Origin of the sequence: Pyxidicoccus trucidator (genome assembly GCF_010894435.1) — a bacterium.
Lineage (GTDB): Bacteria > Myxococcota > Myxococcia > Myxococcales > Myxococcaceae > Myxococcus > Myxococcus trucidator.
Genome location: NZ_JAAIXZ010000002.1, coordinates 805,916 through 828,761, shown reverse-complemented (window position 1 = coordinate 828,761; position 22,846 = coordinate 805,916). Strand labels below are relative to the sequence as shown.

Sequence of the window (22,846 nt, the reverse complement as noted above, 5' to 3'; positions counted from 1 at the left end):
ACGCTCAGTCGCGAAGGCTCACGACGACCTTGCCGCGAGCCTTGCCTCCTTCGGCGTACGCCACCGCCTCCTTCGTCTGACTGAAGGGGAAGACCCGATCCACGTGCGGCCGGAGCACGCCCTGGTCGACCAGCGTGCCGAGCTGTCGGAGCTGCGCGCCGTCGGGGTGCATGAACCAGTACCGGTACTTCGCGTGATGGCGCCGCGCGGCGTGGTTCACCTTGGCGCCCATCAACCAGAACACCGGCCACAGGGCGGGCGTGACGCCGTACTCGCGGGCGAAGGCCAGGTCCGGCGCATCGGCGATGGAGATGACGATGCCGCCCGGCCGGACGCAGCGGAAGCTGCGCAGGACGTTCTCCTGACCCACGCCGTCGATGACGGCGTCGACGTCGCGCACCACGTCGTCGAAGCGCTGGGCGTGGTAGTCCACCACCGTGTCCGCGCCGAAGCTGCGGACGCGCTCCAGGTTGCTGGCGCTCGCGGTGGCGACCACCTTCGCCCCCAGGTGCCGGGCGAGCTGAACGGCGGCGCTGCCCACCCCGCCGGCTCCGGCGTGAACGAGGACGGTCTGCCCGCGCTGGACCTTGGCCACATCCACCAGCGCCTGCCAGGCGGTGAGCGCCACCAGGGGCAGCGAGGCCGCCTCGGCGTGCGAGAGCCGCGCGGGTTTGGGCGCCACGTTTGACGCGGCCATCACCGCCTCGTCCGCGAAAGCGCCGAGGCGCCCCTTGTCGAGCCGCGCGTAGACGGCGTCTCCCGGCCTGAACGTCTCGACCCCGGCGCCTACCTCGCGCACCACGCCCGAGCAGTCGTGGCCGAGCACGAGGGGGAAGCGGTACGGCAGCAGTACCTTCAGCTTGCCTTCGCGGACCTTCCAGTCCACCGGGTTGACGCTCGCCGCGTGCACAGCGATGCGCACGTCGTTCGGTCCCAGCGGAGGGGGCGGCAGTTCCCCTGCCTCGAGGACGGCAGGACCACCGTAGCGGCGAATGAAGAAGGCTTGCACGAGGACTCCCCTTCCGAAAGACCGGCCAAAGCTACTCGGCCGGGAAGCCACCCGCTGTGTTTTCGTGGGGCAGGCCGCCCACCATCATCCCCACCATCTGGCAGTTGTAGATGAGGATGCCCTTGGACAGCACTTCCTCCGGACTGGTGATGCCGATGTCCCGGAGCGACGCGGCACGCACCACGCCGAACAGCGTGATGTCGAAGAGGTCGACGAAGTAGCCGAGCCCGGCAACCAGCACCGTCAGATGGTAGGGCGGTTTCGTCCCTCGCCAGGGCGGTTTCGTCACATCCCGCGCCGGAGGTCGCCCCGGGCTCTGTATCTCCGTGTCCACCGGGGGCCTGGAGTCACGGGGCCGCCGGAAGGCCGCGCGCACTCCTGCGCTCGCGGCGCGAGGAGGAGACACCATGAGATTCTTGAACGCGGTACGAGGAATGTTCCTGGCGAGCGCGCTGGCGCTCGTGGGCTGCCAGGGTGTGGAGCCGGGCGCAGACGGCCAGAATGACGAGCAGGGGAGCCAGGAGCAGCAGGCCACCAACTGCGTCAGCCTGGTGCCGGTGATGACGAGCAACAGTGCGCCGTCCGGTTTCGTCACGAGCTCGGGCGTGTACGGCTCGAATCCGGCCGCCTACGAGCCCTGGAAGGCGTTCGACAACGCCACCACCTTCTGGCTCTCCACGGCCAACCAGACGCCCGCGTGGCTGGGCTACGAGTTCGGCAATGGCGTGATGAAGACGGTGCGCCGCTACGCCGTCTCCTACTCCAACGGCTCCATCACCACGCGTGCCCCGAAGAACTGGACTCTGGAGGGCTCCAACGGCAGCACCTGGGTGGTGGTGGACACGCGCACGAACGTGACGGGCTGGACCAATGAGCGGCGCGAGTTCGACGTGGCCCATCCCGGGACGTACAAGAAGTACCGGCTGAATGTGTCGGACGACAACGACTCCCGCGCGGGCATCGTCGTCCTGTCCATTGGCCGGCTGGAGCTGTACCAGTGTGACGCGTTCCCCACGGTGGTGGACCTGTGGACGAAGACGTCCGGCGCGCCGGGTGGCTTCACGCGCATCCATGACCTTGCGGGTGACCCGGCCGGCCGCACCTACTCCACGGGCATGACGACGGTGGGCGTGGAGGGCCAGCCCATGGCGGGCTTGATGGACGGCTTCCTCACGGCGCGCGACTGGAACGGCAACATCAACTTCCACAAGCAGCTCGGCGTGCCGGGCACCGTCACCCTGGGCTACGGCGTTGCGCGCAACCGGACGTTCGAGGAGATCTACGTCGCGGGCTTCACGGACGGCGCGCTGCCTGGCGCCACCAGCAGCGGGGGGCGTGATGCGTTCATCACCCGGTACCGCTACACCGGCGTGTTCGGCTGGACGCGGCAGATTGGCCTGGCGGGAGCGCAGACGGAGGGCTACGGCGTTTCGATCGACTCGTCGGACAACGCCTTCCTGGTGGGCTCCACCAACGGCAACCTGGACGGCAACGTGCGCACCGGCAACTACGATGCGTTCGTCACCAAGTACAACGCGACGGGCGTGAAGCAGTGGACCCGCCTGCTGGGCGTGGCGGGGAAGACGACCCACGCGCGGCGGGCCTCCGCCGACACCTCTGGTAACGTCTACGTCTCCGGCTGGACGGACGGCAACCTGGACGGCCAGACGCTGACGGGCCCGCAGGATGCGTTCATCACCAAGTACGACGCGAATGGCGTGAAGCAGTGGACGCGGCTGGCGGGTGCGCCCGCCACGGCCGTGTGGCTCTACGGCTCCACGCTGGATGTGAACGGCAACGTGTACCTGACGGGCTACAGCGGCGGTGGCATGGACGGCGTGCCCAACGTCACCCCGGCCATCGACGTCTTCGTCGCTCGGTTCAACCCGGCGGGCGTCAAGCAGTGGGTGTGGGAGCTGGACTCGGGCTCGGGCTCGTGGGGCATGGGCATCTTCGCCCATGACGACGGCATCTACGTGACGGGCGGCGCGGTGGCGGACGTGACGCTGACGACCGACACCACGGGCGGCATGGTCCACAACTACGTGGCGAAGGTGAACTACTCCGGCGCGCTCCAGTGGATCAAGCAGCAGCCCACCGCGGTGCTCAACGGCGTGGAGAAGGACGTGCGCAGCATGGGCGTCGTGGTGGACCAGGACGACAACATGTACGTCGGCGGCTACCTGGACGGGAACTTCGAGGGCAACACGCTGCAGGGCGCCCCCGACTCCTTCCTGACGAAGATCGCCCCGTAGCGAGGACGATGGAGGCGCGTCAAGCGGACCAGGTGCCGCGCCTTCATTCCTCGTCGCTGGCGCGAATGTTGACCACGAGGACGCGCGCTACGCTGACCTTTTCGCCCTCGGGGTCGACGGCGCGGTATGCGGCGAGCCGCTCTCGCGCGTCGTTGTAGCGGTACTGTCTTCTTGCCGCGCCTGGCGGCAATCCGTTCGGCCCATTCTCGCAGGTGCGCCGTCTGGGGGTTCTTCCCCCACAGCAGCGAGAGGGCCACCTGGACCAGCAACCAGCGCACCCGCTCGTTGCCTGCCTTGGTGATGGGGCCTTTGCGCTGCTTCTCCCCGCGACTCCTCTCTCTGGGGACCAGGCCCAGGTACGCCTCCACCTGATGCGGCCCCGAGAAGCGCGTGGGGTCATCCACCGCGGACGCGAAGGCACACGCGGTCACCGGCCCCACCTGGGGCATCGTGCACAAGCGTGCCACCTGCGCGTCCTGCCGGGCCAGACACCCGAGCACTCCGTCCAGGAAGGCAATCTGCGCGTTGAGGTGCAGCATGAGGCTCAGCAGCGGGGCGACCTCCGCCCTTAGCCTGCCCGGCAGGGCCAGCGCCGCCACCCGTGCCACGAACGCCTCCGCCCCGCCGTCCGCCACTCGCAGGCCCTCGCGCCTCCCCCGCGCGCTCACCAGGGCCATGTACCGGGTGCGCGTGCGCACCAGGGCCTCGCGCACGGCCAGCTGCGCTCGCTGGTGCCGACTCTCGTCCGATGCGCGGTGCGCGGGCCGGTACGCCCCCAGCTTGCACGCCTCCGCCAACGTCCGGGCGTCCCGCTTGTCCGTCTTCACCCGGCGGCTGCGGGTGGCGGACATGGCGGCGTAGTTCGGGTCGGCCACCACCACCTCGTGCCCCAGCTCTTCCAGGCACCGCGCCTCTCACTCGCTCTCGGTCGAGGACTCCAGCAGGATCCGTGCCTTGGGGCGCTTGCCCAGTCGCTCGCCCAACCGCTCCCGTTGCGTGCGCAGGCGCTGCGTGCGCTGGGACGCGCTCCCCGGCATCTGGACGGGCGAGCTGCGCTTCTACCCCGAGGAGTGGGGCCAGTCGCCCGCGAAGCTGCGGCTGGAGCTGGCCCGTGCCGGGGAGCACTACACCGGCGTGCTGCGCGTCACCTTCCCGGAAGGAAATGGCGAAGGCCCCTTCCCGGTGCGGGCGGAGCGCTCCCCGGAAGGCACGCTGCGCTTCACCGCGCCCTTCGGGACGAACGGCCAGGGTCCGGTGCGCTACGAGGCGGTGATGGACGGCAACGGAAGGCTGGTGGGCACCGCGGCGTACGAGGACCCCACCACGCTCGACCGCATGCTCGGCTCCTGGACGCTGGAGCCGGCGCGCTGAGGCCCGGCCCCTGACATTTCACGGCGCATGAAATTCAGGCGTCAGGCGCGCCTTGGCTGAACGTCGGAGCTCCGTGCTACAAGCTCGCGCGCAGGGGCCGGCCTGAACGCATCTGGAGAATCATGAGCCGCCTACCTACGTCGTCCCTGCTGGCCTCGGGCCTGTTGCTGCTCGGCGCCATTCCCTCTGCCTCCGCCCAGGAGGTCTGTGCCTCCGGCATCCAGGGGCACCGCGCCTTCCTCCACGACACGGCCCGCGGCCTGCGGAAGGTGCCGGTGGACCTGTCTGCCGTCCCCATCGACGCATGGGTGCAAGGCGCGGATGGCCAGTTCACCCTCTACCCGGGCCAGGGGTTCGCCGATGGCACCTTCTCCGTGCCCGGCGTCCCCGAGGGCGCCACGTACACCCTGCGCGTGGGAGACGAATTGCCCTGGTTCACCGGCACCGAGCGCCGGTTGGACTTGAGCGAGTTCCGGCTCGGGCGCGTGGACCAGGCCATGCCCGTGGAGTCCACGCCGCTCGTCTTCGACGTGGACGGCCTGCATCCGTGGCAGTCCGGAGACCTGCTCCAGCTCATCTCCGCCAACGCGGGCATGGTGGTCATCGACGCGCACGACTGGCTCAGCCCCGGCACTCCGGTGGACGGGGACACGCGGCTGTCCTCGGCCACGTTCGAGCTGGCGTGGAGCTCGGAGAACCGGCTGGTGGACGCCGCGCACGGTGACACCGCGATGCTCACCCACCTGTCGCGTCCCACGGCCGCGCCCTACCGCGCCCTGACGCAGGTCTTCACGCCGGCGCCGTTCACCACCGTGGAGGGCCAGAGCACCTTCCTCTCCGGCCAGTTCACCGACGTGCCCCAGACGGAGTCGCTCACCTACACGTTCCATGACGCCGACTTCGCGGTGGCGCGCGCCGACCTGCACCCGGACGCCGAGCCCACCCCGGGCCGCGCGCCCTCGCTGGTGGTGAGCGCGATGCCCACGGGGTACGCGCACGGCTTCTTCTCCAGCATTCCGGACCTGCTCGACACGGACCTCCAGGAGGGCACGCCTTCGGAGCCGCTGCGCTACGGCAACCCCTTCCCCGCCGCGTGGCGGCCCGTCGCGACCGTCGTCTACCCGCTGAGCGTCAACTACGCGCTGGACGGCACGCGGCCCACGCGGCAGAGCGGCAGCCTGGTGCACACGGACGTGCTGCGCAGGGTGGTGGGCCGTCCGCTCGCGCCCATCCTGACGCCGGTGCGGGACATGCGCGTCGAGGGTGCCCCGGGCACCTTGAACCGGGTGCTCCAGTCGCTCACGCCGGAGGTGAGCTGGTCCGCTCCCGCGGTGGGCGTGCCGTCCGGCTATGAGGTCTGGGTGCGGGAGCTGTACGTGCTGGGCACGCGCACGGTGGCGGGCATCCCCTTGCGGCTGCGGACGGCGCAGTCGCGGGTGACGCTGCCTCCCGGCGCGCTCGAGTCGGGCCGCTCGTACTACCTGACGGTGCGAGCCCTGCGGCAGGGCTCGGTGGACCTGGCCCGCCAGCCGCTGCGCACGGACTTCCCGACGGCCAGCGCATCGGCCTTCTCGGGCATCCTCCGAGCGCCCTGAGAGGCCCTGGGGCGCCCTCATGCCCTGATGGAGGAGAACCAGGTGCGGCGGATGATTGTCCTCGACGACGACGGCACCGTCTGCGGCATGGTGTCCCAGGCGGACCTCGCCCGGCACATGCAGGCCGAGGACACCGCCGAGCTGCTGCGCGAGGTGTCCACCTCCAGCAAAGCGCCGTCGATGATTCACTGACGCGGATGGCGCCGCTCACGGGGGAAGGGCCCCGTGAGCGCCCGCTTCACGGAGCGCCGAGGGCGAACGCGGCCATGCGGTCCATGAGCGTCGTGCCGGAGCGCTCCAGGACGTCATTGTGCCCGGCACCGGCGACTGTTTGCACCGTGGCCTGGGGGAAGCGTGTGCCGAGCCGGCGCCCCATCTCCACCGGGATGAGCTCGTCCTGCTCTCCGTGGATGATGAGGACGGGCAGCTTCAGGTCCGGCGCCTTGGAGAGGGTGTCGAAGCGGTCCCTCACGAGGAGGCGGGCGGGCAGGAAGGGGAGCATCAGGCCCGCCAGCTCGGGGATGGACGTATAGGGCGACACGAGCATGAGCCGGGCGCCGTGGCCGCGCATCGCCATCTCCACGGCCACGCCGGTGCCGATGCTGCGGCCGCTGAGCACCGTGCGCTCCGGCGGCACGCCCTGGGCGCGCAGCCAGGCTGGCAGTGGCTGCTCGTGGACGAGCTGAACCGGGCGGATGTGGACAAGGCCTTCGGCGAGCTGATGGCGGTGCTTGCCGGCAAGGGCTCCGACACCCCCTTCGAGTTGGAGGACGGACGCCGGGTGTCCATCGGCTTCGACGCCGGGCGCACCCACCGCGTCTCGCGGACGTTCCGGGTCATCGCGACGATGAACACCTGGGACAAGACCTCGCTCTTCCGTCCGTCGTACGCGGTGCAGCGCCGCTTCGCCATCGTCCACCTCGGCATCCCGGAGGACGACGCTTACCCGAGCCCGCCAGACAGCTTCATCACCGCACGGCTCGCCATGGCGCGCGTGATTGCCACCTGGCTCGGTCTCCCCGTGCACCCCGCGGGCCCCTGACGCAGGAGTGCTAACCCCTCCCCTCTCGCAGCAGGTCCAGGTACACCTCTTCCAGCGGCCGCTGGGCCGGCACCGCGCTGTGCACCCGCGCGCCCGCGCCCACCAGACACGCCACCACGTCCGGCGCGTTGGCCTCGTCCGTCAGCATGACGCGCAGCCGCGCGCCTTCCGCCAGCACGTTGGGCGCGAAGGGCAGCGAGGTCAGCGTGTCGCGGAAGCGCTCCGCCTCGCCGTCCACGCGCACCTCCAGCGCATGCCCCGCCCGCCGCAGCTCGCGCACCGGGCCAATGGCCAGCAGCGTGCGCTTCACCACACCCACGCGCTCGCACAGCCGCTCCACCTCCGAGAGGTTGTGCGAGCACAGGACGATGGTGCGCCCCTCCGACGCCAGCTCCGCCACCGCGTCGCGCACGGTGCGCGCGGACTCCGGATCCAGCCCGCTGGTGGGCTCGTCCAGGAAGATGACCTGGGGGTCGTGCACCAGCGTGCGGACGATGGCCAGCTTCTGGCGCATGCCCTTGGAGAAGCCACCCACCGGCTCCTCCTCGCGCCCGCCCAGCCCGAAGCGCCGCAGGTAGTCCAGCGCGCGCGGCCAGGCTCGGGCCTCGTCCAGCTCATGCAGCTTCATGAAGAAGCGCAGGTTCTCCCGCGCGGTGAGCCTGTCGTAGAGGCCGGGCTGCTCGGTGAGCAGCCCCACCACCTTGCGCAGCGCCTCGCCGTCCCGGTCCACCCGGTGGCCCCACACGGTGGCCTGGCCCTCGCTGGGGCTCAGGAGTCCGGTGAGCATGCGCACCGTCGTCGTCTTCCCCGCGCCGTTGGGCCCGAGCAGACCGAACACCTCGCCGGGCCGCACGTGGAAGGAGAGTCCCTCCACGGCCGTGCGGTCCCCGAAGCGCTTCCCCAGGCCCTCGACGTGGATGCCGCTCAATCGACCGTCACCAGGACGAACTTGTTGTTGATGTCCCGGTCGATGGGGGTGACGATTTTGTCCGAGCCCACCGAGTTGCGCAGCAGGTTGAGGCGGTTGTGCTCCACCAGCACCCACTCACGTCCGGGCCGCGCGGCCAGGTTGCGAATGCGCGTGTTGGAGTCACTGCCGCGGTACTGCTCCACCGTGTTGCGCGAGTAGAGCGTCTCGCCGCGCCAGTTCATCATGTACGCCACAATCGGCTCGTCCGCCTTGCGCTGCGCGTAGTACCGCCAGAACAAGTCGCGCTGCGTCCAGTGGTGGGACAGGTCCACCCAGTGGCTCCAGTTGAACCAGAGGGCCACGCCCGCCGCCAGCGCCCAGAAGGTGCCGAACAGCATCACCCGCGCCCGCATCAGCGCCGCCACCACCGCCATGGCGCCGGCCACCGCGAAGGTGAAGCCCAGGGTGCTCTTGATGTTGACGGGCTCGGACAGCGCCTTGAGCAGCGAGTCCTCCGCCACCGACTTCGTGAAGCCGCGCACCGCCAGCGCCACGCCCGCCACCGCCAGCAGGCCCGCGGCCAGCCGCAGGGACGAGCGCCCCTCCGTGCCCGGCCGCATGGACTGCACGCCCAGGACGCTGGCCACCGCCAGCAGCGCCAGGCCCACCAGCGCCGTCGCGGACACCTGCGCCTGCGACGCCACCGCGCCCAGCGTGGCCACGCCGCCCAGCAGCAGCAGCAGCGCCACCGCGCGCGTGCCCGGCGTCGCCTTGTCCTTCGCCCGCGGTGAGAAGGCGTCGAAGGACAGGTACACGCCGAAGGCCAGCAGCACCAGCGTCACCAGGTCGCCCGTCCACAGCGGGCGCGAGGCGAAGAAGGCGATGGGCTTGGACACCAGGTCCTGCGGGTAGGGCCGGTCGTAGTTGTAGACGAACAAATCCGTGAAGTTCTTCGGGTTCTCCGACAGGTCCTTGCCCACGAGGATGAAGAGGACGAGCCCGAAGATGAGGCTCACCGCGTGCGCGGAGATGCCCTCCTCCCACAGCCGGTCGGCGAACAGCGCCAGGAGAATGGCCATGCCCGGCAGCACGGGGAAGACGTAGTGGTGGAACTTGGTGGCGCTGGAGGCCAGCAGCCAGAAGGAGAAGGCCACCCACAGCACGGCGATGATGGCCAGGTGGTCCGCCTTCTTCTCCGAGCGCAGCTTCAGCCGCGCCACGACGGCGAAGGCGCCGGGCAGCAGGGCCACCCAGGGGAAGATGGCGAAGCCGCCCTGCTCGATGAAGTAGATGAACGTGCCGCCCGGCGTGGTGGTGTGCACGCCCGCCGTGAGGCGGTTGAGGTGGTCGTGGATGAAGAAGCGGTACCAGAAGAGCTTGCCCTCGTCGTCCACGCTCTGGAACAGGGACAGGGTGAGGTACCAGGGCCCCGCCACCGCGAGGAAGACGAGGATGCCCGTGCCCAGGTGCATGCGGAACATCTGCGCCCACAGCACCGGCATGGCCGCGCGGCCCTCGCGCACGTCCTTGCGGAAGCCGCGCTTCGTCAGCCAGCGCAGGTGTGACTCCAGGCTGGCGCTGTCCCAGGGGATGACGGACAGCGCCGCGTACAGAATCAGGATGACGGCGGGCAGGCCCACGCCGAGCAAGCCCTTGGCCAGCGCGGCCAGGCCGGCGAAGAAGTAGAAGCCGTACCACCACGCCGAGCGGTGCTTCGTCGTCTCATCCAACTGGCCGATGAGCGCGCACGCCATGGCGCAGATGAAGGTGGTGACGAAGGGCGTGTCCGTCACCGTCTGCCGGGTGAGCAGGAAGTACAGCGGCATGGTGGCCAGGATGAAGCCGGTGGCCAGGCCCGCGCGCCGGTTCACCACCCGCGCCACCGCCAGCGACAGCAGCCCCACCGCGGCGATGCTCAGCAGCGCGAAGGGCACGCGCATGCCCCATTCGGTGTACAGGCCCAGCGCGCCGTCGGTGCGCACGCTGCCCACCACCTGCATCCCCAGCGCCTGCAGCCACATGGTGAGCGGCGGCTTGGAGAAGAACCACGAGCCTTCCCAGAAGGGGTACACGTAGTCGCGGCGCTCGATCATCATCCGAGCCACCTCGCCGTAGTGCGTCTCCCAGCAGTCCCACAGGCCCACCGCGCCCAGGTACGGGAGGAAGAGCAAGGCCGCGAAGCCGGCCGTGGCCACCACGACGCGCGTGCTGAAGGACAGCGTCAGCCACCGCTTCATCCAATTCGACGAGAGCGTCTCCTTGCCGAGGATGGCCTCGGTGAAGGTCTGCTCCCGCTCCTGTTCGCCTTCGCTCGCCACGGGCTGATGCTCCTTGAGTCTTTTCGGGCGGTTGGCCCGCGCCAGAGGCACGGGCCGCGGACTTATATCCCCGCCGCCCCCGCCGGTCGACCTTCGCCGCCGTCGTGTGCAGTGCAGCGCGCCATTGTGCAGGAGCCTGCACGCGGTGGGGAGTCCAACCCCGCGAAAGCCCGCCCGGCGACCGGGGGCACGGGCCTTGTAACGGCTGTCCCCGCCGGCCCTTCCCGACTTTCTTGCCCACCAGGCCGTGCCGTCGAGGAGACATCATGCTCGTACCCGCTGTGGCCCTGGGTTGTGCCCTCCTGCTCGCGCAGGCAGGAGGCGATGCGGACCTGGAGGCCCGGGTGAAGGACGTCCTGCCCGGCCTGGGCGGGACACTCGCCAGCCCTCCCGTCATCCAGCCGCCCGCCTCGCCGCTGCCCATGCAGCAGCCCCATGCCCACACGGTGTGCCTGACGCTGCCGCCGACGAAGGCGGTGCCCTCCGGGAGGTGGCGGGCGCAGTGTGACGACTCGACGCGGCGGTGCCTGGTGGCGCCAGTGTACGAGTTGGACACGGACGGCCTGGAGACGGAGCGCCCCCTGGAGCGGGCGGGCTCCTGCACCGACGAGTCCTACGTCACCGACGCCGCGCGGCTGAAGACGTACCGGCTGGAGCCCGCCATCGCCGACGCCCCGCCCGGCTGGTACCGCGACGAGCGCGGGCGGGTGATGCAGTTCAACTTCGACCTGAACCGGCGCCTCTGGCTGGGCGGCGCGTGGGCGCCGCTGTGGCGCGATGGAGAGATGGACAGCCGCATGCGCGCGGACTTCGGCATCGCGGTGGAGGTGCCGGGCGACGGGAAGCTGCTGCATCGCCTCCGCGTCCTGGAGACGGAGCTGTACCTGGGCGAGCAGCCGTCCTTCGACATCCAGGCGCTGCGCTACGACTTCAGCGTGGAGCGCAAGGAGCCGCTCTTCCGGGTGACGACCTTCTTCGGCGAGCCCCGGCGGCACGACATCCACATCAACCTCGGCCTGTGGATGGAGCTGCTCCACGCGGAGGAGCTGGAGCGGAACACCACCGAGGCGGGCTTCCTCACCTGGGGCGCCGTCCACGCCACGTTGGACCTGTGGCACTCGAAGGATTTGGTGTCCTTCGTGCGGGTGCGCGCCGGTCCGTCCGTGGAGCGCGACTACAAGAACGGCTTCACCACCGTGGTACCGGGTGCGGCGCTGGAGGGCGACCTGACGCTGGACCGGGACGGCTTCCACCACCTGCGCCTGGGCGTGGAGGCGGAGAAGGTGCTGCTGGCCCCGTCGGTGGAGGGCCGCCCGCTGCGTCCGGAGCGGCTGCGCGTGAGCGCCGGCTACGAGCTCATCCTCCTGGCCATCAATGACCAGCCGCTGAGCGTCGTGGCGGACGGGCGCGGTGCCTGGCGGAGCGACCTGCCGGACGTCCCCGCCCGGTGGGAGTGGTCCGCGTCGGCGGGGCTGCGCTTCTCGCTGTGGGCTCCGGCACGTCGCTCGGCGCCCATGGCCACGGCCGCGAGGGAGTAGGCGCGTGCTCGCGCTCGGACTGGTGTTGCTGCTCGCCGCCTCCTCCACCGCGGATGTCTCCGCCGCGGACGAGGGGGAGTGCCTCCGCATGGACTCGCGCGGCGAGCCCTTCCCCATCTGCTTCGACCCGGGGGACGGGCTGCTGCTGGGCACGGGGGTGCAGGTGCGGGAGGGTCAGGCGGCGCAGTCGCTGCGGGCGGGCGTGCTCATCCGCACGGGCCGCGCCAGCCGAAGCAAGGGCACGCCGTGGTTCAACAGCCACCGGCTGCTCGGCGTGGAGGCCTGGGGTGGCGAGCAGCGCGGCCTCACCTTCACGGCCTATGACGGCACGCTGCGCCGGCACCTGGAGGAGGGCTTCATCCTGGTGCCCACCTCGCGCCCGCTGCGCATCCCCTTCCCCTTCGACGTGACGCTGGCCCCTCGGCTGGGCCACCTGGAGCGACGCGTGTGGGAGGGCCCGGGCTGGACGCTGGAGACGGGGCGCGTGGGCCTCCTGGTGGACCCGGTGCGCTCGGAGACCGCGCGCGTGTGGCTGGGCGTGGGGCCCGTGGCGAGCCATACCCTGCGGCGCTCGCGCGACGGCGCGGAGCACACGGTGTCGCCCTTCACCACGGTGATGCTGGACACGGGGCTGGAGTCCTCGGACGGGCTCTGGGCGCTGCGCGCGTCCGGGCTGGCCGGGTGGAGTCTCGGCTTCGAGGGTGGGACGTACTTCCGTGCGCGAGTCGAAGCGGGGGCGGAGCGGGTGCTGCTCGCGGTGGCCGACCAGCCCGTCGTGCTTCAACTGTCCGGCGCGTACGTGCACCAGGATGCGGGGCTCTCTCGGAGGAGCGAGTGGACGGCGGGCGCGGGACTCGCGGTGCGCGCCTTCAGCGCACGGTGGTGACACGGCGCCCCGGCCGGCGGTGGCGTGAGGCGCACGGGCCGGGGTGCAACCTCGCGCCCGGTCCGACATGATGGCGCTCCGTCAGATGGGGCGGCGAGCCCCGTCTCCTGGGGACCCCGGCGCTTCCGCCGGCGGGAAGGAGGGCACATGGAGAGAAAGCTCGTCTCGATTCAGCGCATCGACCACCTGGAGCCCATTCCCGCCGCCGACAACATCCTGAAGGCACGGGTGATGGGCTGGGACGTGGTGGTGAGGAAGGGGGAGTTCACCCCGGGGGATGCGTGCGTCTTCTTCGAAATCGACAGCCAGCTTCCGGAGGGCCAGCCGTGGGCGGAGTTCCTGCGGCCGAGGGGCTTCCGGGTGAAGACGGCGCGCCTGAGGGGCGTGCTGTCCCAGGGGCTCGCGCTGCCGACGTCCATCCTCTCCGGCGAGGTGCCGGCCCAGGGGACGGACGTGCGCGACGCGCTCGGCGTCGTGAAGTTCGAGCCGGCGCTGCCCGACACGCGCGAGGTCGCCGGGCCCTTCCCGGGCGAGGTGCCGAGGACGGATGAAATCCGCCTCCAGTCGGCGCTCGGCGTCCTGGACGAACTGCGCGGCCACGACTTCTTCGTGACGACGAAGCTGGACGGCACGTCGGCGACCTTCTTCCGGCCGCTCGAGGGCGGGCTCGTGGCGTGCTCGCGAAACTGGGCGCTGCGGCGCGGGGCGAACCCGGTGTGGACCGTGGCCGACAAGTACTCGCTCGACACCGCGCTGCCTCCGGGCTTCGCGGTGCAGGGCGAGCTGTGCGGCCCCGGCATCCAGAAGAACCGCCTGGGCCTCACCGAGCCGGACCTGTTCATCTTCAGCGTCCACGACACGAGCACCGGCCGCTTCCTGGGCCATGCGGAGTTCATCACCTTCTGCGCGGAGCACGGCCTGCGCACCGTACCGGTGGAGCACGTCGTCACCGGTGAGGCGGCACGGACGTTCGACCACTCCCTGGAGCACTACCTGAAGCTCGCCCAGGGCTTCTACCCGGGCACGAAGAACCGCAAGGAGGGCATCGTGGTGAGGCCGCTCGTCGAGCGCCCCTCCCCCACGCTGGGTGGCGGCAGGCTGTCGTTCAAGACCATCAACAACGACTTCCTGCTCAAGGACGAGGACTGAAGGAGCGACGCGGCCGGGTGCTCCAGCTCACGGAGCGCCCGGCCCCGGTGCCCCCTGCTGCCTGGGGGGGCCCGGCGCCTCCAGCACGGCTCGCAGCGCCACCTCCGCGGCGCGCAGCCGCGCATCCCGGGGGTCCACCCGCCTCGCCTCTTCCAACTGCTCCAGGGCGCGCGCCACGTCGCCGCGCGCCAGCTCGCAGCGCACGCCCGCCTCCAGCGCGCCGGTGTCCGAAGGCCCATACACCCGGGCCTCCGCCGCCGCGTGGCAGCCCTCTTCCACCCGTCCCGTCTCGAAGAGCGCCCGCGCCAGCTCCACGCGCGTCTCCACATGCGAGGGCGCCAGCCGCACCGCGTCCGCCAGCGGCGACACCGCTTCTTCCGGCAGTCCCCAGCGGCGCAGCTCCCCACCCAGCGCCCGCTGCGGCCCCGGCGCGCCCGGCACCAGCAGCGCCCGCGCCCGCGCCTGCCGCAGCAGCGCTGGCTCGCCGAAGCGCAGCTCCACCACCATCCGGTCCACCACCGCCTCGTAGGCCGGGTATGCCGCGGGCCAGGTGAAGAGCAGCCGGTACACCCACTCGCCACGTGGCACGAAGAAGGCCAGCAGGTGCGTGGCGCCACCCGGGCCCTCCACTTCCGCCTTCACCCGCTGCGCGTCCCTGCCGCCCAGCCGCGTCGGCACCGGCCCCACCACCTTCAGCGTCCGTCCCTCCGGCCCCGGCGCGCCGGGCACCAGCGTCTCCTCCTGGAAGTGCCGCGCCTGCGCGGCGCCGTCCCCGGGCTCGCCCACCTCGATGACCTCCGCGGAGAAGGTGGCCCGCCCCAGCCCCGGCAGCCCGTTGGAGAAGGCCCGCCGGCCCTGCCCGTCCTCCTCGCTTCGCCAGCCCTCCGGCAGCGGCACCGACACCCCGAAGCCGTCGTCCTGCTCCCTGCGCCAGCCGGAGCGCTCGGCCACCACCAGCGCCGCCACCACCAGCGCCGCCAGCAGCAGGCCCGCAGGCCGGGCAAGGCCCCTGCCCGGCCCTCGCGGCTCGAGGAAGGCCCCCACCAGCAGCCCCGTGAGCAGCCCGCCCAGGTGCCCCGCGTTGTCCACGCCCACCGACGTCCAGCCCATCCATAGGAAGACGAGCACCGTGGGCAGCGCGCCGTCCCCGGACAGCCACCGCCCCTTCCCGCGCGGCCGCCCCCGGTAGCGCCGGCCCATCACCAGCAGCGCGCCCACGCACGCATAGACGAGCCCCGAGGCCCCCACGCTCACCGCCCCCGACCACCCCAGAGAGCCCGCCATGGTGGCCAGTCCCGCCGCGCCCAGCAGGGCCGCGTAGTCCCAGCGCCAGCACGCACGCTCCAGCGCCGCGCCCGCCGCCACCAGCACCAGCAGGTTGAGCCCCAGGTGCAGCCAGTCCCGGTGCAGGAAGTTGGCTGTCACCAGCCGCCACGTCTGCCCCGCCTCCACCACCAGCGGTCCCGACTTGGCGCCCCACCGCACCAGGGCGTCCACGTCCACCGGCCCCGCCAGCCCCAGGGAGGCGTGCACTGCCACCAGCACCACCGCCAGGGCCAATGTGACCCAGGGCCAGCCCCCCAACCCCCCCGTCACGGCCGACTGACCGATGGACAACAAGCCCGGTTGCTCCTCCTCTTGGGAAGAAAGCCCTGTCTTTTGAGGGGGATACATGGCTTGTACAGGTAAACCCCGTTCTGCTATGACTGTACGCGGATCAGACCCGTGCTGAAGCTCATCATCGAAGACGACGAGGGGCGCAAGACCGTTGTTCCCTTCGTGCGTGACGAGATCACCATTGGCCGTCAGGAGGGAAACACCATCCGCCTGACGGAACGCAATGTGTCTCGTCGTCACGCACGATTGGTACGACTGAATGGTCACGTCGTGGTTGAAGACCTGGGTAGCTATAACGGCACCCGGATCAACGGCGAGCGGATCGCGGGTCAGTCGCCCCTGAAAGAGGGCGACCTGATCCAGATCGGCGACTACGACCTTGCCCTACAGACCGAAGGCGCCGCCAGCGTCTCCGGCCCCATCACGACCAAGGTGCCGTCGGCCCTGCGCAAGACGGAGCCCGCGCTCGAGCCCATGAGCGCGCAGGAAGCCGAGGAGGAGGACGACGACACCTCCGACGACCGGCCCGCCCATGCGGAGGAAGACGACGAGGACGAGGACGAACACGACCACACCCCGCCCTCCTCCGCCGAGGTGCGCCGGCACTCCACCTCCATCATCCGGTTGGATCAGGTGGAGGCGGATCGCCCCCGCAAGGTGGCGGACGTGGCCACCGATGATGCGCCCCGCCTGCTGGTGCTGACCCCGGACGAGCTGAAGGGTCAGGAGTTCGCCTGCATCCGCACCGAGCTGCGGATTGGCCGCACCGACGACAACGACATCACCCTGGACCACCGCTCGCTGTCGCGCACCCACGCCAAGCTGGTGCGCGAGGAGGGCGGCGAGTGGCGCGTCATCGACATGCAGTCCGCCAACGGGCTGACGGTCAATGGCGAGAGCTACGCCCAGGCCACGCTCAACTCCGGCGACATCATCGAGCTGGGGCACGTGAAGCTCCGCTTCCTCCACGCCGGCGACGCCGCGGACGACCTGCCCGCCGGTGAGGGTGGCTCGCGCTCGAAGCTGCCGCTGGTGGCCGGGCTCGTCGCCCTGCTGCTGGGGGCCGGGGCCGTGGGCTTCTACTTCTTCCGTCCCCCCGTGCCCGGAACGCCGGTGCCGCCGGTGGCCCAGCCAGGGCCCGACACGGAGCCGCCCTCCGCGGAGCCGCAGCCGACTCCCGGCACCGAGCCGGCCACCGCCGTGGCACAGCCGGCCCCGGAGGCGCCTCCCGCCGCGCCGCCCGCGCCGACCGGACCCTCGCTTCCGGAGCGGCTGGCGCTGGCCCAGAAGGCCATCACCGCCCACGAGTTCGACAAGGCAGAGGACTACCTGTCCAGCGTCAAGGACGCGCAGGGCCGTCAGCCGAAGGAAGTGGTGGAGCTGCTGGACCAGGCCCGCGCGGAGCGGATGGTGAAGCAGCGGCTCGACCGCGCAAGCGCGGCCCTGGCCGCTGGCAAGCTCGCCGACGCCGAGAAGGCGTTGTCGGAGACGTCCGGCACCACGGTCTTCGCGTCCGAGGCTTCCACCCTGGCCGCCCAGCTGGCCGACGCCCAGCTGGCCGACGCCCAGAAGAAAGCCGCTGCCGCCGCTGCCGCCGCGACGCCTCCGCCCGCCGTCAACACCAACACCGTCCCCCCTCCTGGCACCGCCAGGCCCCCGGAAGGCGCGCCCACCCCGGCCCAGCTGGCCCTCGCGGAGGGCAAGAAGTACATCCAGACCAAGAACTACCCTCTTGCCATCGAGAACCTTCGCCGCTGCATCGAGCTCGATGCCAACACCGTGGACTGTTACGCGTTCCTCGGCTCCGCCCTGGCGCGGAACGAGCAGTCCGCTGAAGGAGCGGAGTACTACCGTCGCTTCCTGAAGCTGGCTCCTCCCGACCATCCCCGCTTCAAGGCAGTGAAGGACATCGTGGAGAGCTACGAGAAGAAGAAGTAGTGGTGTGCCGCCGGGGCCCGCCCCGGGTTCCACATCCCCCCCAACCGACGCTGTTCGCCTGCAGCGAGGAGACGCTGTGCAGATTCGCATCCTGGTGGTTGATGACGAGCAGGACAACTGCGACTACCTCAAGCTGGTGCTGACCCGCGAAGGTTACGAGGTCGTAACCACCACGGACCCCACGCAGACTGTGGAGATCCTCCGCGGCTCGGACTTCCACCTGGTCATCCTGGACATGATGATGCCGCAGATGTCCGGGACCGAGGTGCTCGAGCAGATTCGCAAGTACGACACCGACGTCGCCGTCATCGTCGCCACCGCGTACCCCACGGTGGACACGGCCGTCGCTTCGCTCAAGGCCCAGGCTTCCGACTACGTCAAGAAGCCCATGGAGCCGGACCAGTTCATCGCCGCGGTCCGCAACGCCCTCCAGAAGAAGGGCCTCTCCCAGGACCCGGAGGCGGACCTTCACCGCGCCATCGGCCGGACCATCCGCGACGCGCGCAAGACGCAGGAGCTCACGCTCAAGCAGCTTGCTCGGCGCACGGGCCTGTCCGTGTCGCTGCTGTCCCAGATTGAGCGCGCGGAGTCCTCGGCCTCCATCTCCTCGCTGTACAAGATTGCCTCGGCGCTCCAGCTGCGCATGGGCGAGCTGTTCGGCGACACCTGAGTCCCAGGTGCAACCCCTCCACCGGCCGCCGTGACTAGCGGCCGGTGAAGCGGGGCGGGCGCTTCTCCAGGAAGGCCGCCCGCCCCTCCTTCGCATCCTCGCTGCCGAAGGCCGCCGCGCGCAGGCCTCGCAGCCGTGCCTGGTCCGCCTCCTCCAGCGGAGCCCGGGCCAGCCGCCCGAAGGACTCCTTCATCCCCGACACCGCGAGCGGCGCATGGGCCGCCAGCGTGGCGCACAGCGCATACGCGCGCGCCTCCGCATCGGCCGGCTCCAGACACTCGTCCAGGAGCCCCCAGGCCAGCGCCTCGCGGGCGTCCAGCTTGCGCGCGGTGAGGAACAGCTGCTTGGCGCGGGCGAAGCCCACCAGCCGCGCCGCCCGGGCCAGCCCCTCCGCCGAGTAGACGATGCCCAGCCGCGCCGGAGGCATGAGGAAGATGGCGTCCGGCGTGCCGATGCGGAAGTCACACGAGGCCGCCAGGTCGAAGCCCGCGCCCACCGCGGCGCCCTGCACCAGCGCCACGCTGGGCACCGGGTGCCCCTCCAGCTTGAGGAGGCACGCCACCAGCGGGTCATCCGGCAGGAGCCCGTCCTCGCCGGGCGGGCCCAGGCGCGTCAAGTCGTAGCCGGAGCAGAAGGTGCCTCCCGCGCCGCGCACCAGCAGGGCGCGCACATGCGGGGCCGGCTCCAGCGCCGCGTCCAGCTGGGCCAGCAGCGCGTCGTTGAGCGCGTTGCGCCGGGCCGGATGGGACACCGTGAGGACGCGGATGCCGCCCTCGCGGTCCTCTACCTGGAGCGACGCCTCCGACGAAGGCTCCACTGCGACTAGCCGAGCACCACGAGGACGTCGCCCTCGTTGACCGACTGCGCCTCCTTGCAGCGAATCTCCTTCACCGTGCCGCCCTCCTCCGCCTCCACCGGCATCTCCATCTTCATGGACTCGAGGATGACGAGCGTGTCGCCCGCGTTGACCTGCTGGCCGACCTTCACTTCGATCTTCCACACCGTACCGGTGATGTGCGCCGCGACGTCCGCCATGGAACCTTGCCTCCTCAGGGGTGGATGGGGCTGGAGCCAGGCCCCGGCTGCTGCCCTACGCCGGCTTCGCGTGGTGCTCCAGGAAGTGCGTGTCCAGCTCGCCGGCCCGGAAGGCCGCATCCTGTACGATTCGCAGGTGGAGCGGGATGTTCGTCTTGATGCCTTCGATGCGGAAGCCCTGCAGCGCCGCCACGGAGCGCTCAATCGCCTGCGCGCGCGTGTCGCCAGAGATGATGAGCTTGGCAATCATCGGGTCGTAGTTCGGCGTGACGGTGTTGCCCTCGCCGTAGCCCGAGTCCAGGCGCACGCCCTCGCCCGTGGGGGGCTGGAACACCTTGAGCAGGCCCGGGGACGGGAAGAACTTCACCGGGTCCTCCGCGTAGATGCGGAACTCCAGCGCCGCCCCGCGCCGCTTCACGTCCTCCTGCTTCACCGTGAGGCGCTCGCCCGCGGCGATGCGCAGCTGCCAGCCGATGAGGTCCAGCCCCGTGGTCAGCTCCGTCACCGGGTGCTCCACCTGGAGCCGGGCGTTCATCTCGATGAAGTAGACCTGCCCGTCCGAGTAGAGGAACTCCACCGTGCCGGCGTTGGCGTAGCCGAACGTCTTCGCCGCGGTGACGGCCGCGGTGAACAGCGTCTGCGACAGGGCCGCGTTCTTCCCGTCCGCGAACAGCACGGAGGGGGCCTCCTCCACCACCTTCTGGTGCCGGCGCTGGATGGAGCACTCGCGCTCCAGGCCGTGGATGAGGTGGCCGTGGTGGTCCCCCAGAATCTGGACCTCGATGTGGCGCGGCGCGGGGAAGTAGCGCTCCAGGTAGACGCCCTCCTTGCCGAAGGCGGCCTTCGCCCGGTCCGTGCACTGGCGGAAGACCTTCTCCAGCTCCGCCGGGTCCTTCGCCACGGCCATGCCGATGCCGCCGCCGCCGCTGGCCGCCTTGCACAGCACCGGGTAGCCGATGCGCTCGGCCGCCGCCAGCGCGCCCGCCACGTCCGGCACCACGCCGTCGCTGCCGGGCACCACCGGGACGCCGGCCGCGGCCACCAGCTTTCGGGCCTGGCTCTTGTCCTTCATCCGCGCCATGGCGGCCGGGGGAGGCCCCACGAAGGTGAGCCCCGCGTCGGCGCAGGCCTGGGCGAACTCTCCGTTTTCGGACAGGAAGCCGTAGCCGGGGTGCACGGCCTGGGCGCCCGTCTGCTTCGCGGCCTCGAGGATGGCAGCGGCGTTGAGGTAGCTGTCCTTGGCCGGGGCGGGGCCGATGCGCACGGCCTCGTCCGCCTCCTTCACGAACGGCAGCTCCGCGTCCGCGTCCGAGTACACGGCGACAGTCTTGAGCCCCATTCCCCGGGCCACCACGCCGATGCGGCGGGCAATCTCTCCCCGGTTGGCGATGAGCAGCTTCTGGAACATGGCGGCAGCCCTCCCCTGCGAAGGGCGGCGAACCTAACCCTCGACCCCTCCCATGACAAGGGTGCGGGCGAGCGCGCTACAGGACGGAACAATCCCGTAAATTTGCGGCCTTGCGAGGCCCTGACGTACCTTGCCGCACGTGAAGCCCCCCTCCTCCCAGAGCCCTGGCGGCGTCGTCGATCTGCACCGCGCGCGGCGCGCCAAGCGGCTGGACCTCTACCGCTCCCGGCAGGCGGACCGCGTCCGCACCGTCCGCACCACGCTCGAAGCCCTCACCCAGAGCGGCACCCTCTTCACCCAGGAGGGCACGCGGCGCGGGCTGTCCCTGCTGAAGGCCCTGCAGCTGCTCCAGCGCGCCAGCGCGCGCCTGGAGGAGCTGTCCGGAAGCGGCGTGCTGCCGGCTCCCCGCCGGCCCGAGCGAGTCGACGCGCTGTACGAGGAGGTGGATGACCTCTTCGACCGCGCGGACAAGCTGGCCGGCCGCGACGAGGCGAGCGTGGCCCGGCTTCCCGGCCACTGACGCACTCCGCCGCGCCCTTCCCCACTCCTGCTACGGCAGCTCCGTCTGGCCCTGGCGCCGGAGGAACGTGGGGATGTCGAACTGGTCCTCATCCAGCGGCAGCGCGGCTTCCTTCACCACCGAGGTGCGGCTGCTCATGGCCTTGCTGCTCTCCACGGCGGGCAGCGGCCGGGGCGCGCTGCCCTTGGAGGGCACCAGGCTGGCCACTTCCTCGCGCTCGCGCACGTGCGCGGTGGCGTGCACGGACGGCGCCGGGCGGGACAGCGGCACCTGCACCACCGTCGGCGCCACGCGGACCTTGGGCGCGTCCCGGTGGACGAAGCCGGTGGCGATGATGGTGATCTTCACCTCGTCCTGAATCTGGTCGTCGATGAGCGAGCCGAAGATGATTTCCGCCTCGCTGTCCGCCGCGTCGTGCACCAGCGTCAGCGCCTCGTTGACCTCCTGCAGGGTCATGTCGCGGCCGCCGGTGATGTTGATGAGCAGGCCGGTGGCGCCGTCGATGGACACGTCCTCCAGCAGCGGGCTGGAGATGGCCTGCTGCATGGCGGTGAGCGCGCGCTTGTCTCCGGACGAGTGGCCGGTGCCCATGAGCGCCAGGCCCTTGTCGCTCATGATGGTCTTCACGTCCGCGAAGTCCACGTTGATGTAGCCGTGGTACTGGATGAGGTCGCTGATGCCCTGCACGGCATTCAGGAGGACTTCGTCCGCGCGCTTGAAGGTCTCCAGCAGCGGCATCGGCTCGTTGGAGAGCGACAGCAGGCGCTGGTTCGGAATGGTGATGAGGGTGTCCACCGCGGCCTTCAGCTCCACGATGCCCTGCTCGGCCTGCTTGCGGCGCTTGTTGCCCTCGAAGAGGAAGGGCTTCGTCACCACGCCCACCGTGAGGCAGCCCAGGCTCTTGGCGATGTCCGCGATGATGGGCGCGGCGCCCGTGCCCGTGCCGCCGCCCATGCCGGCGGTGACGAACACCATGTCGGCGCCCTCGAGCACCGCGGCAATCTGGTCCCTCGACTCCAGGGCCGCCTCGCGGCCCATCTCCGGGTTGGCGCCGGCGCCCAGGCCCTTGGTCAGCGTCTGCCCCAGCTGGAGCCGCGTGGGCGCCTTGCTCGCGGCGAGCGCCTGGACATCGGTGTTGGCCGCGATGAAGTCGACCCGGTCGAGCTTCGACAGAATCATCGTGTTGACCGCGTTGCAGCCGGCCCCACCTGCCCCGACGACCCGAATCTTGGCGGCCTGCTTGTTCTGATCGAACTGGTCCATGGCGGTCCTTTCGGCTGGAGCGGCGCGGTGCAGCGCGCGCACTCCCAACCTCCACAATCATCAGCAAGTCCCACGCTTTGGCAAGTATTCCGCTACGAGCCTGTAGCGGGATGAGGCGCGTCCGAGTCCTGACGCGCACTTACGCAGCGACCCGGCGAGCACGCGGTGCGGCGTGGTGGGCGAACTTCGCCCCTTGACTCGCGAAACGCGGCACGCCTTGGCGGGTCGGAATCGCGCTCCAACGCGTAGAAAAACGAAGGGTGGCCCCGGAGCACCGTCCAGGACCACCCTCGCTCATCCCCGTGAGTGACTCACGGGGTCA

22 protein-coding genes are annotated in these 22,846 nt (G+C 70.8%); 11 read left to right on the top strand and 11 right to left on the bottom strand.

The features are described 5' to 3' along the window. Positions 1-4: 4 nt before the first annotated feature. Both G4D85_RS09920 and G4D85_RS09915 read right to left on the bottom strand, forming a co-directional pair. On the bottom strand, positions 5-1,009 hold the full coding sequence (locus tag G4D85_RS09920) for an NADP-dependent oxidoreductase (RefSeq protein ID WP_164010383.1): 1,005 nt from the start codon (positions 1,007-1,009) through the stop codon (positions 5-7). Between the two features lie 31 nt (positions 1,010-1,040). Continuing rightward, entirely contained in the window at positions 1,041-1,298 is a 258-nt protein-coding gene (locus G4D85_RS09915; RefSeq protein WP_240359173.1) for a hypothetical protein, read from the bottom strand. 118 nt (positions 1,299-1,416) lie between these two features. On the opposite strand from G4D85_RS09915, the gene G4D85_RS09910 reads away from it, so the two are divergent. After that, complete coding sequence (locus G4D85_RS09910; protein WP_164010380.1) at positions 1,417-3,264, top strand: SBBP repeat-containing protein; 1,848 nt, start codon at positions 1,417-1,419, stop codon at positions 3,262-3,264. Here G4D85_RS09910 and G4D85_RS09905 read toward each other — a convergent pair. Next, complete coding sequence (locus G4D85_RS09905) at positions 3,189-4,166, bottom strand: IS110 family RNA-guided transposase (RefSeq protein WP_275900280.1); 978 nt, start codon at positions 4,164-4,166, stop codon at positions 3,189-3,191. The genes G4D85_RS09910 and G4D85_RS09905 overlap by 76 nt on opposite strands. Positions 4,167-4,275: 109 nt before the next feature. Between G4D85_RS09905 and G4D85_RS09900 the strand changes: the two genes are divergently transcribed. The 3 genes from G4D85_RS09900 to G4D85_RS09890 all read left to right on the top strand — a co-directional run bounded on the left by G4D85_RS09900 (position 4,276) and on the right by G4D85_RS09890 (position 6,422). Then, positions 4,276-4,635 carry a hypothetical protein gene (locus G4D85_RS09900; RefSeq protein ID WP_205525486.1) on the top strand — a complete coding sequence of 120 codons (360 nt, stop codon included), beginning with the start codon at positions 4,276-4,278 and terminating at the stop codon, positions 4,633-4,635. Between the two features lie 122 nt (positions 4,636-4,757). Continuing rightward, positions 4,758-6,230 carry a hypothetical protein gene (locus tag G4D85_RS09895; protein ID WP_164010371.1) on the top strand — a complete coding sequence of 491 codons (1,473 nt, stop codon included), beginning with the start codon at positions 4,758-4,760 and terminating at the stop codon, positions 6,228-6,230. 27 nt (positions 6,231-6,257) lie between these two features. Continuing rightward, positions 6,258-6,422, top strand: a complete 165-nt coding sequence (locus G4D85_RS09890) for a CBS domain-containing protein (protein ID WP_164010368.1) — start codon at positions 6,258-6,260, stop codon at positions 6,420-6,422. A gap of 46 nt (positions 6,423-6,468) precedes the next feature. On the opposite strand, the gene G4D85_RS09885 is transcribed toward G4D85_RS09890, so the two are convergent. Beyond that, complete coding sequence (locus G4D85_RS09885) at positions 6,469-6,849, bottom strand: alpha/beta hydrolase (protein ID WP_338052884.1); 381 nt, start codon at positions 6,847-6,849, stop codon at positions 6,469-6,471. A 54-nt stretch (positions 6,850-6,903) separates the two neighbouring features. Here G4D85_RS09885 and G4D85_RS09880 point away from each other — a divergent pair, with 54 nt between their 5' ends. Continuing rightward, a complete protein-coding gene (locus G4D85_RS09880; protein WP_164009209.1) occupies positions 6,904-7,272 on the top strand; it encodes a hypothetical protein in 369 nt (122 codons plus the stop codon). 10 nt (positions 7,273-7,282) lie between these two features. Here G4D85_RS09880 and G4D85_RS09875 read toward each other — a convergent pair whose 3' ends face one another. Together G4D85_RS09875 and G4D85_RS09870 are read right to left on the bottom strand one after the other, a co-directional pair. Then, the gene (locus G4D85_RS09875) at positions 7,283-8,200 is read right to left on the bottom strand and encodes an ABC transporter ATP-binding protein (RefSeq protein ID WP_164010365.1); all 918 of its coding nucleotides are present in this window, start codon (positions 8,198-8,200) and stop codon (positions 7,283-7,285) included. Further along, positions 8,197-10,500 (bottom strand): ArnT family glycosyltransferase, encoded by a 2,304-nt coding sequence (locus G4D85_RS09870; protein ID WP_164010363.1) that lies wholly within the window; start codon positions 10,498-10,500, stop codon positions 8,197-8,199. Before G4D85_RS09870 ends, G4D85_RS09875 begins: the two co-directional genes overlap by 4 nt. 266 nt (positions 10,501-10,766) lie before the next feature. On the opposite strand from G4D85_RS09870, the gene G4D85_RS09865 reads away from it, so the two are divergent. The 3 genes from G4D85_RS09865 (at position 10,767) to G4D85_RS09855 (ending at position 14,073) form a co-directional block, all read left to right on the top strand. Then, positions 10,767-12,038, top strand: a complete 1,272-nt coding sequence (locus G4D85_RS09865) for a hypothetical protein (protein ID WP_164010360.1) — start codon at positions 10,767-10,769, stop codon at positions 12,036-12,038. A gap of 4 nt (positions 12,039-12,042) precedes the next feature. Next, positions 12,043-12,924, top strand: coding sequence for a hypothetical protein (locus G4D85_RS09860; protein ID WP_164010357.1), 882 nt, complete (start codon positions 12,043-12,045; stop codon positions 12,922-12,924). A gap of 147 nt (positions 12,925-13,071) precedes the next feature. Then, positions 13,072-14,073, top strand: coding sequence for an RNA ligase (ATP) (locus G4D85_RS09855; protein WP_164010354.1), 1,002 nt, complete (start codon positions 13,072-13,074; stop codon positions 14,071-14,073). A 27-nt stretch (positions 14,074-14,100) separates the two neighbouring features. Here G4D85_RS09855 and G4D85_RS09850 read toward each other — a convergent pair whose 3' ends face one another. Next, entirely contained in the window at positions 14,101-15,693 is a 1,593-nt protein-coding gene (locus G4D85_RS09850; RefSeq protein ID WP_420821699.1) for a rhomboid family intramembrane serine protease, read from the bottom strand. Between the two features lie 105 nt (positions 15,694-15,798). Between G4D85_RS09850 and G4D85_RS09845 the strand changes: the two genes are divergently transcribed. Further along, positions 15,799-17,628: an FHA domain-containing protein gene (locus tag G4D85_RS09845; protein ID WP_164010347.1), complete on the top strand. Its 1,830-nt coding sequence runs from the start codon at positions 15,799-15,801 to the stop codon at positions 17,626-17,628. Between the two features lie 76 nt (positions 17,629-17,704). Continuing rightward, entirely contained in the window at positions 17,705-18,298 is a 594-nt protein-coding gene (locus G4D85_RS09840) for a response regulator (protein ID WP_164010345.1), read from the top strand. A gap of 34 nt (positions 18,299-18,332) precedes the next feature. Here G4D85_RS09840 and G4D85_RS09835 read toward each other — a convergent pair whose 3' ends face one another. The 3 genes from G4D85_RS09835 to G4D85_RS09825 are packed head-to-tail and all read right to left on the bottom strand — an operon-like array spanning position 18,333 to position 20,741. After that, positions 18,333-19,115, bottom strand: coding sequence for an enoyl-CoA hydratase/isomerase family protein (locus G4D85_RS09835; protein ID WP_164010342.1), 783 nt, complete (start codon positions 19,113-19,115; stop codon positions 18,333-18,335). Positions 19,116-19,120: 5 nt separating this feature from the next. Then, entirely contained in the window at positions 19,121-19,333 is a 213-nt protein-coding gene (locus G4D85_RS09830; RefSeq protein ID WP_163995180.1) for a biotin/lipoyl-binding carrier protein, read from the bottom strand. 55 nt (positions 19,334-19,388) lie between these two features. Beyond that, positions 19,389-20,741: an acetyl-CoA carboxylase biotin carboxylase subunit gene (locus G4D85_RS09825; protein ID WP_164010339.1), complete on the bottom strand. Its 1,353-nt coding sequence runs from the start codon at positions 20,739-20,741 to the stop codon at positions 19,389-19,391. A 130-nt stretch (positions 20,742-20,871) separates the two neighbouring features. Between G4D85_RS09825 and G4D85_RS09820 the strand changes: the two genes are divergently transcribed. After that, complete coding sequence (locus G4D85_RS09820; protein ID WP_164010337.1) at positions 20,872-21,261, top strand: hypothetical protein; 390 nt, start codon at positions 20,872-20,874, stop codon at positions 21,259-21,261. Positions 21,262-21,291: 30 nt separating this feature from the next. On the opposite strand, the gene ftsZ is transcribed toward G4D85_RS09820, so the two are convergent. Continuing rightward, positions 21,292-22,524 (bottom strand): cell division protein FtsZ, encoded by a 1,233-nt coding sequence (gene ftsZ, locus G4D85_RS09815; RefSeq protein ID WP_164010335.1) that lies wholly within the window; start codon positions 22,522-22,524, stop codon positions 21,292-21,294. Positions 22,525-22,846 lie beyond the last annotated feature (322 nt).

Excerpts from the sequence above, each read along its gene's own strand:
- G4D85_RS09910 (WP_164010380.1), top strand. The coding sequence starts at position 1,417 with ATGAGATTCTTGAACGCGGTACGAGGAATGTTCCTGGCGAGCGCGCTG.
- G4D85_RS09895 (WP_164010371.1), top strand. The coding sequence starts at position 4,758 with ATGAGCCGCCTACCTACGTCGTCCCTGCTGGCCTCGGGCCTGTTGCTG.
- G4D85_RS09890 (WP_164010368.1), top strand. The coding sequence starts at position 6,258 with ATGGAGGAGAACCAGGTGCGGCGGATGATTGTCCTCGACGACGACGGC.
- G4D85_RS09865 (WP_164010360.1), top strand. The coding sequence starts at position 10,767 with ATGCTCGTACCCGCTGTGGCCCTGGGTTGTGCCCTCCTGCTCGCGCAG.
- G4D85_RS09855 (WP_164010354.1), top strand. The coding sequence starts at position 13,072 with ATGGAGAGAAAGCTCGTCTCGATTCAGCGCATCGACCACCTGGAGCCC.
- G4D85_RS09830 (WP_163995180.1), bottom strand. The coding sequence starts at position 19,333 with ATGGCGGACGTCGCGGCGCACATCACCGGTACGGTGTGGAAGATCGAA.
- G4D85_RS09825 (WP_164010339.1), bottom strand. The coding sequence starts at position 20,741 with ATGTTCCAGAAGCTGCTCATCGCCAACCGGGGAGAGATTGCCCGCCGC.
- ftsZ (WP_164010335.1), bottom strand. The coding sequence starts at position 22,524 with ATGGACCAGTTCGATCAGAACAAGCAGGCCGCCAAGATTCGGGTCGTC.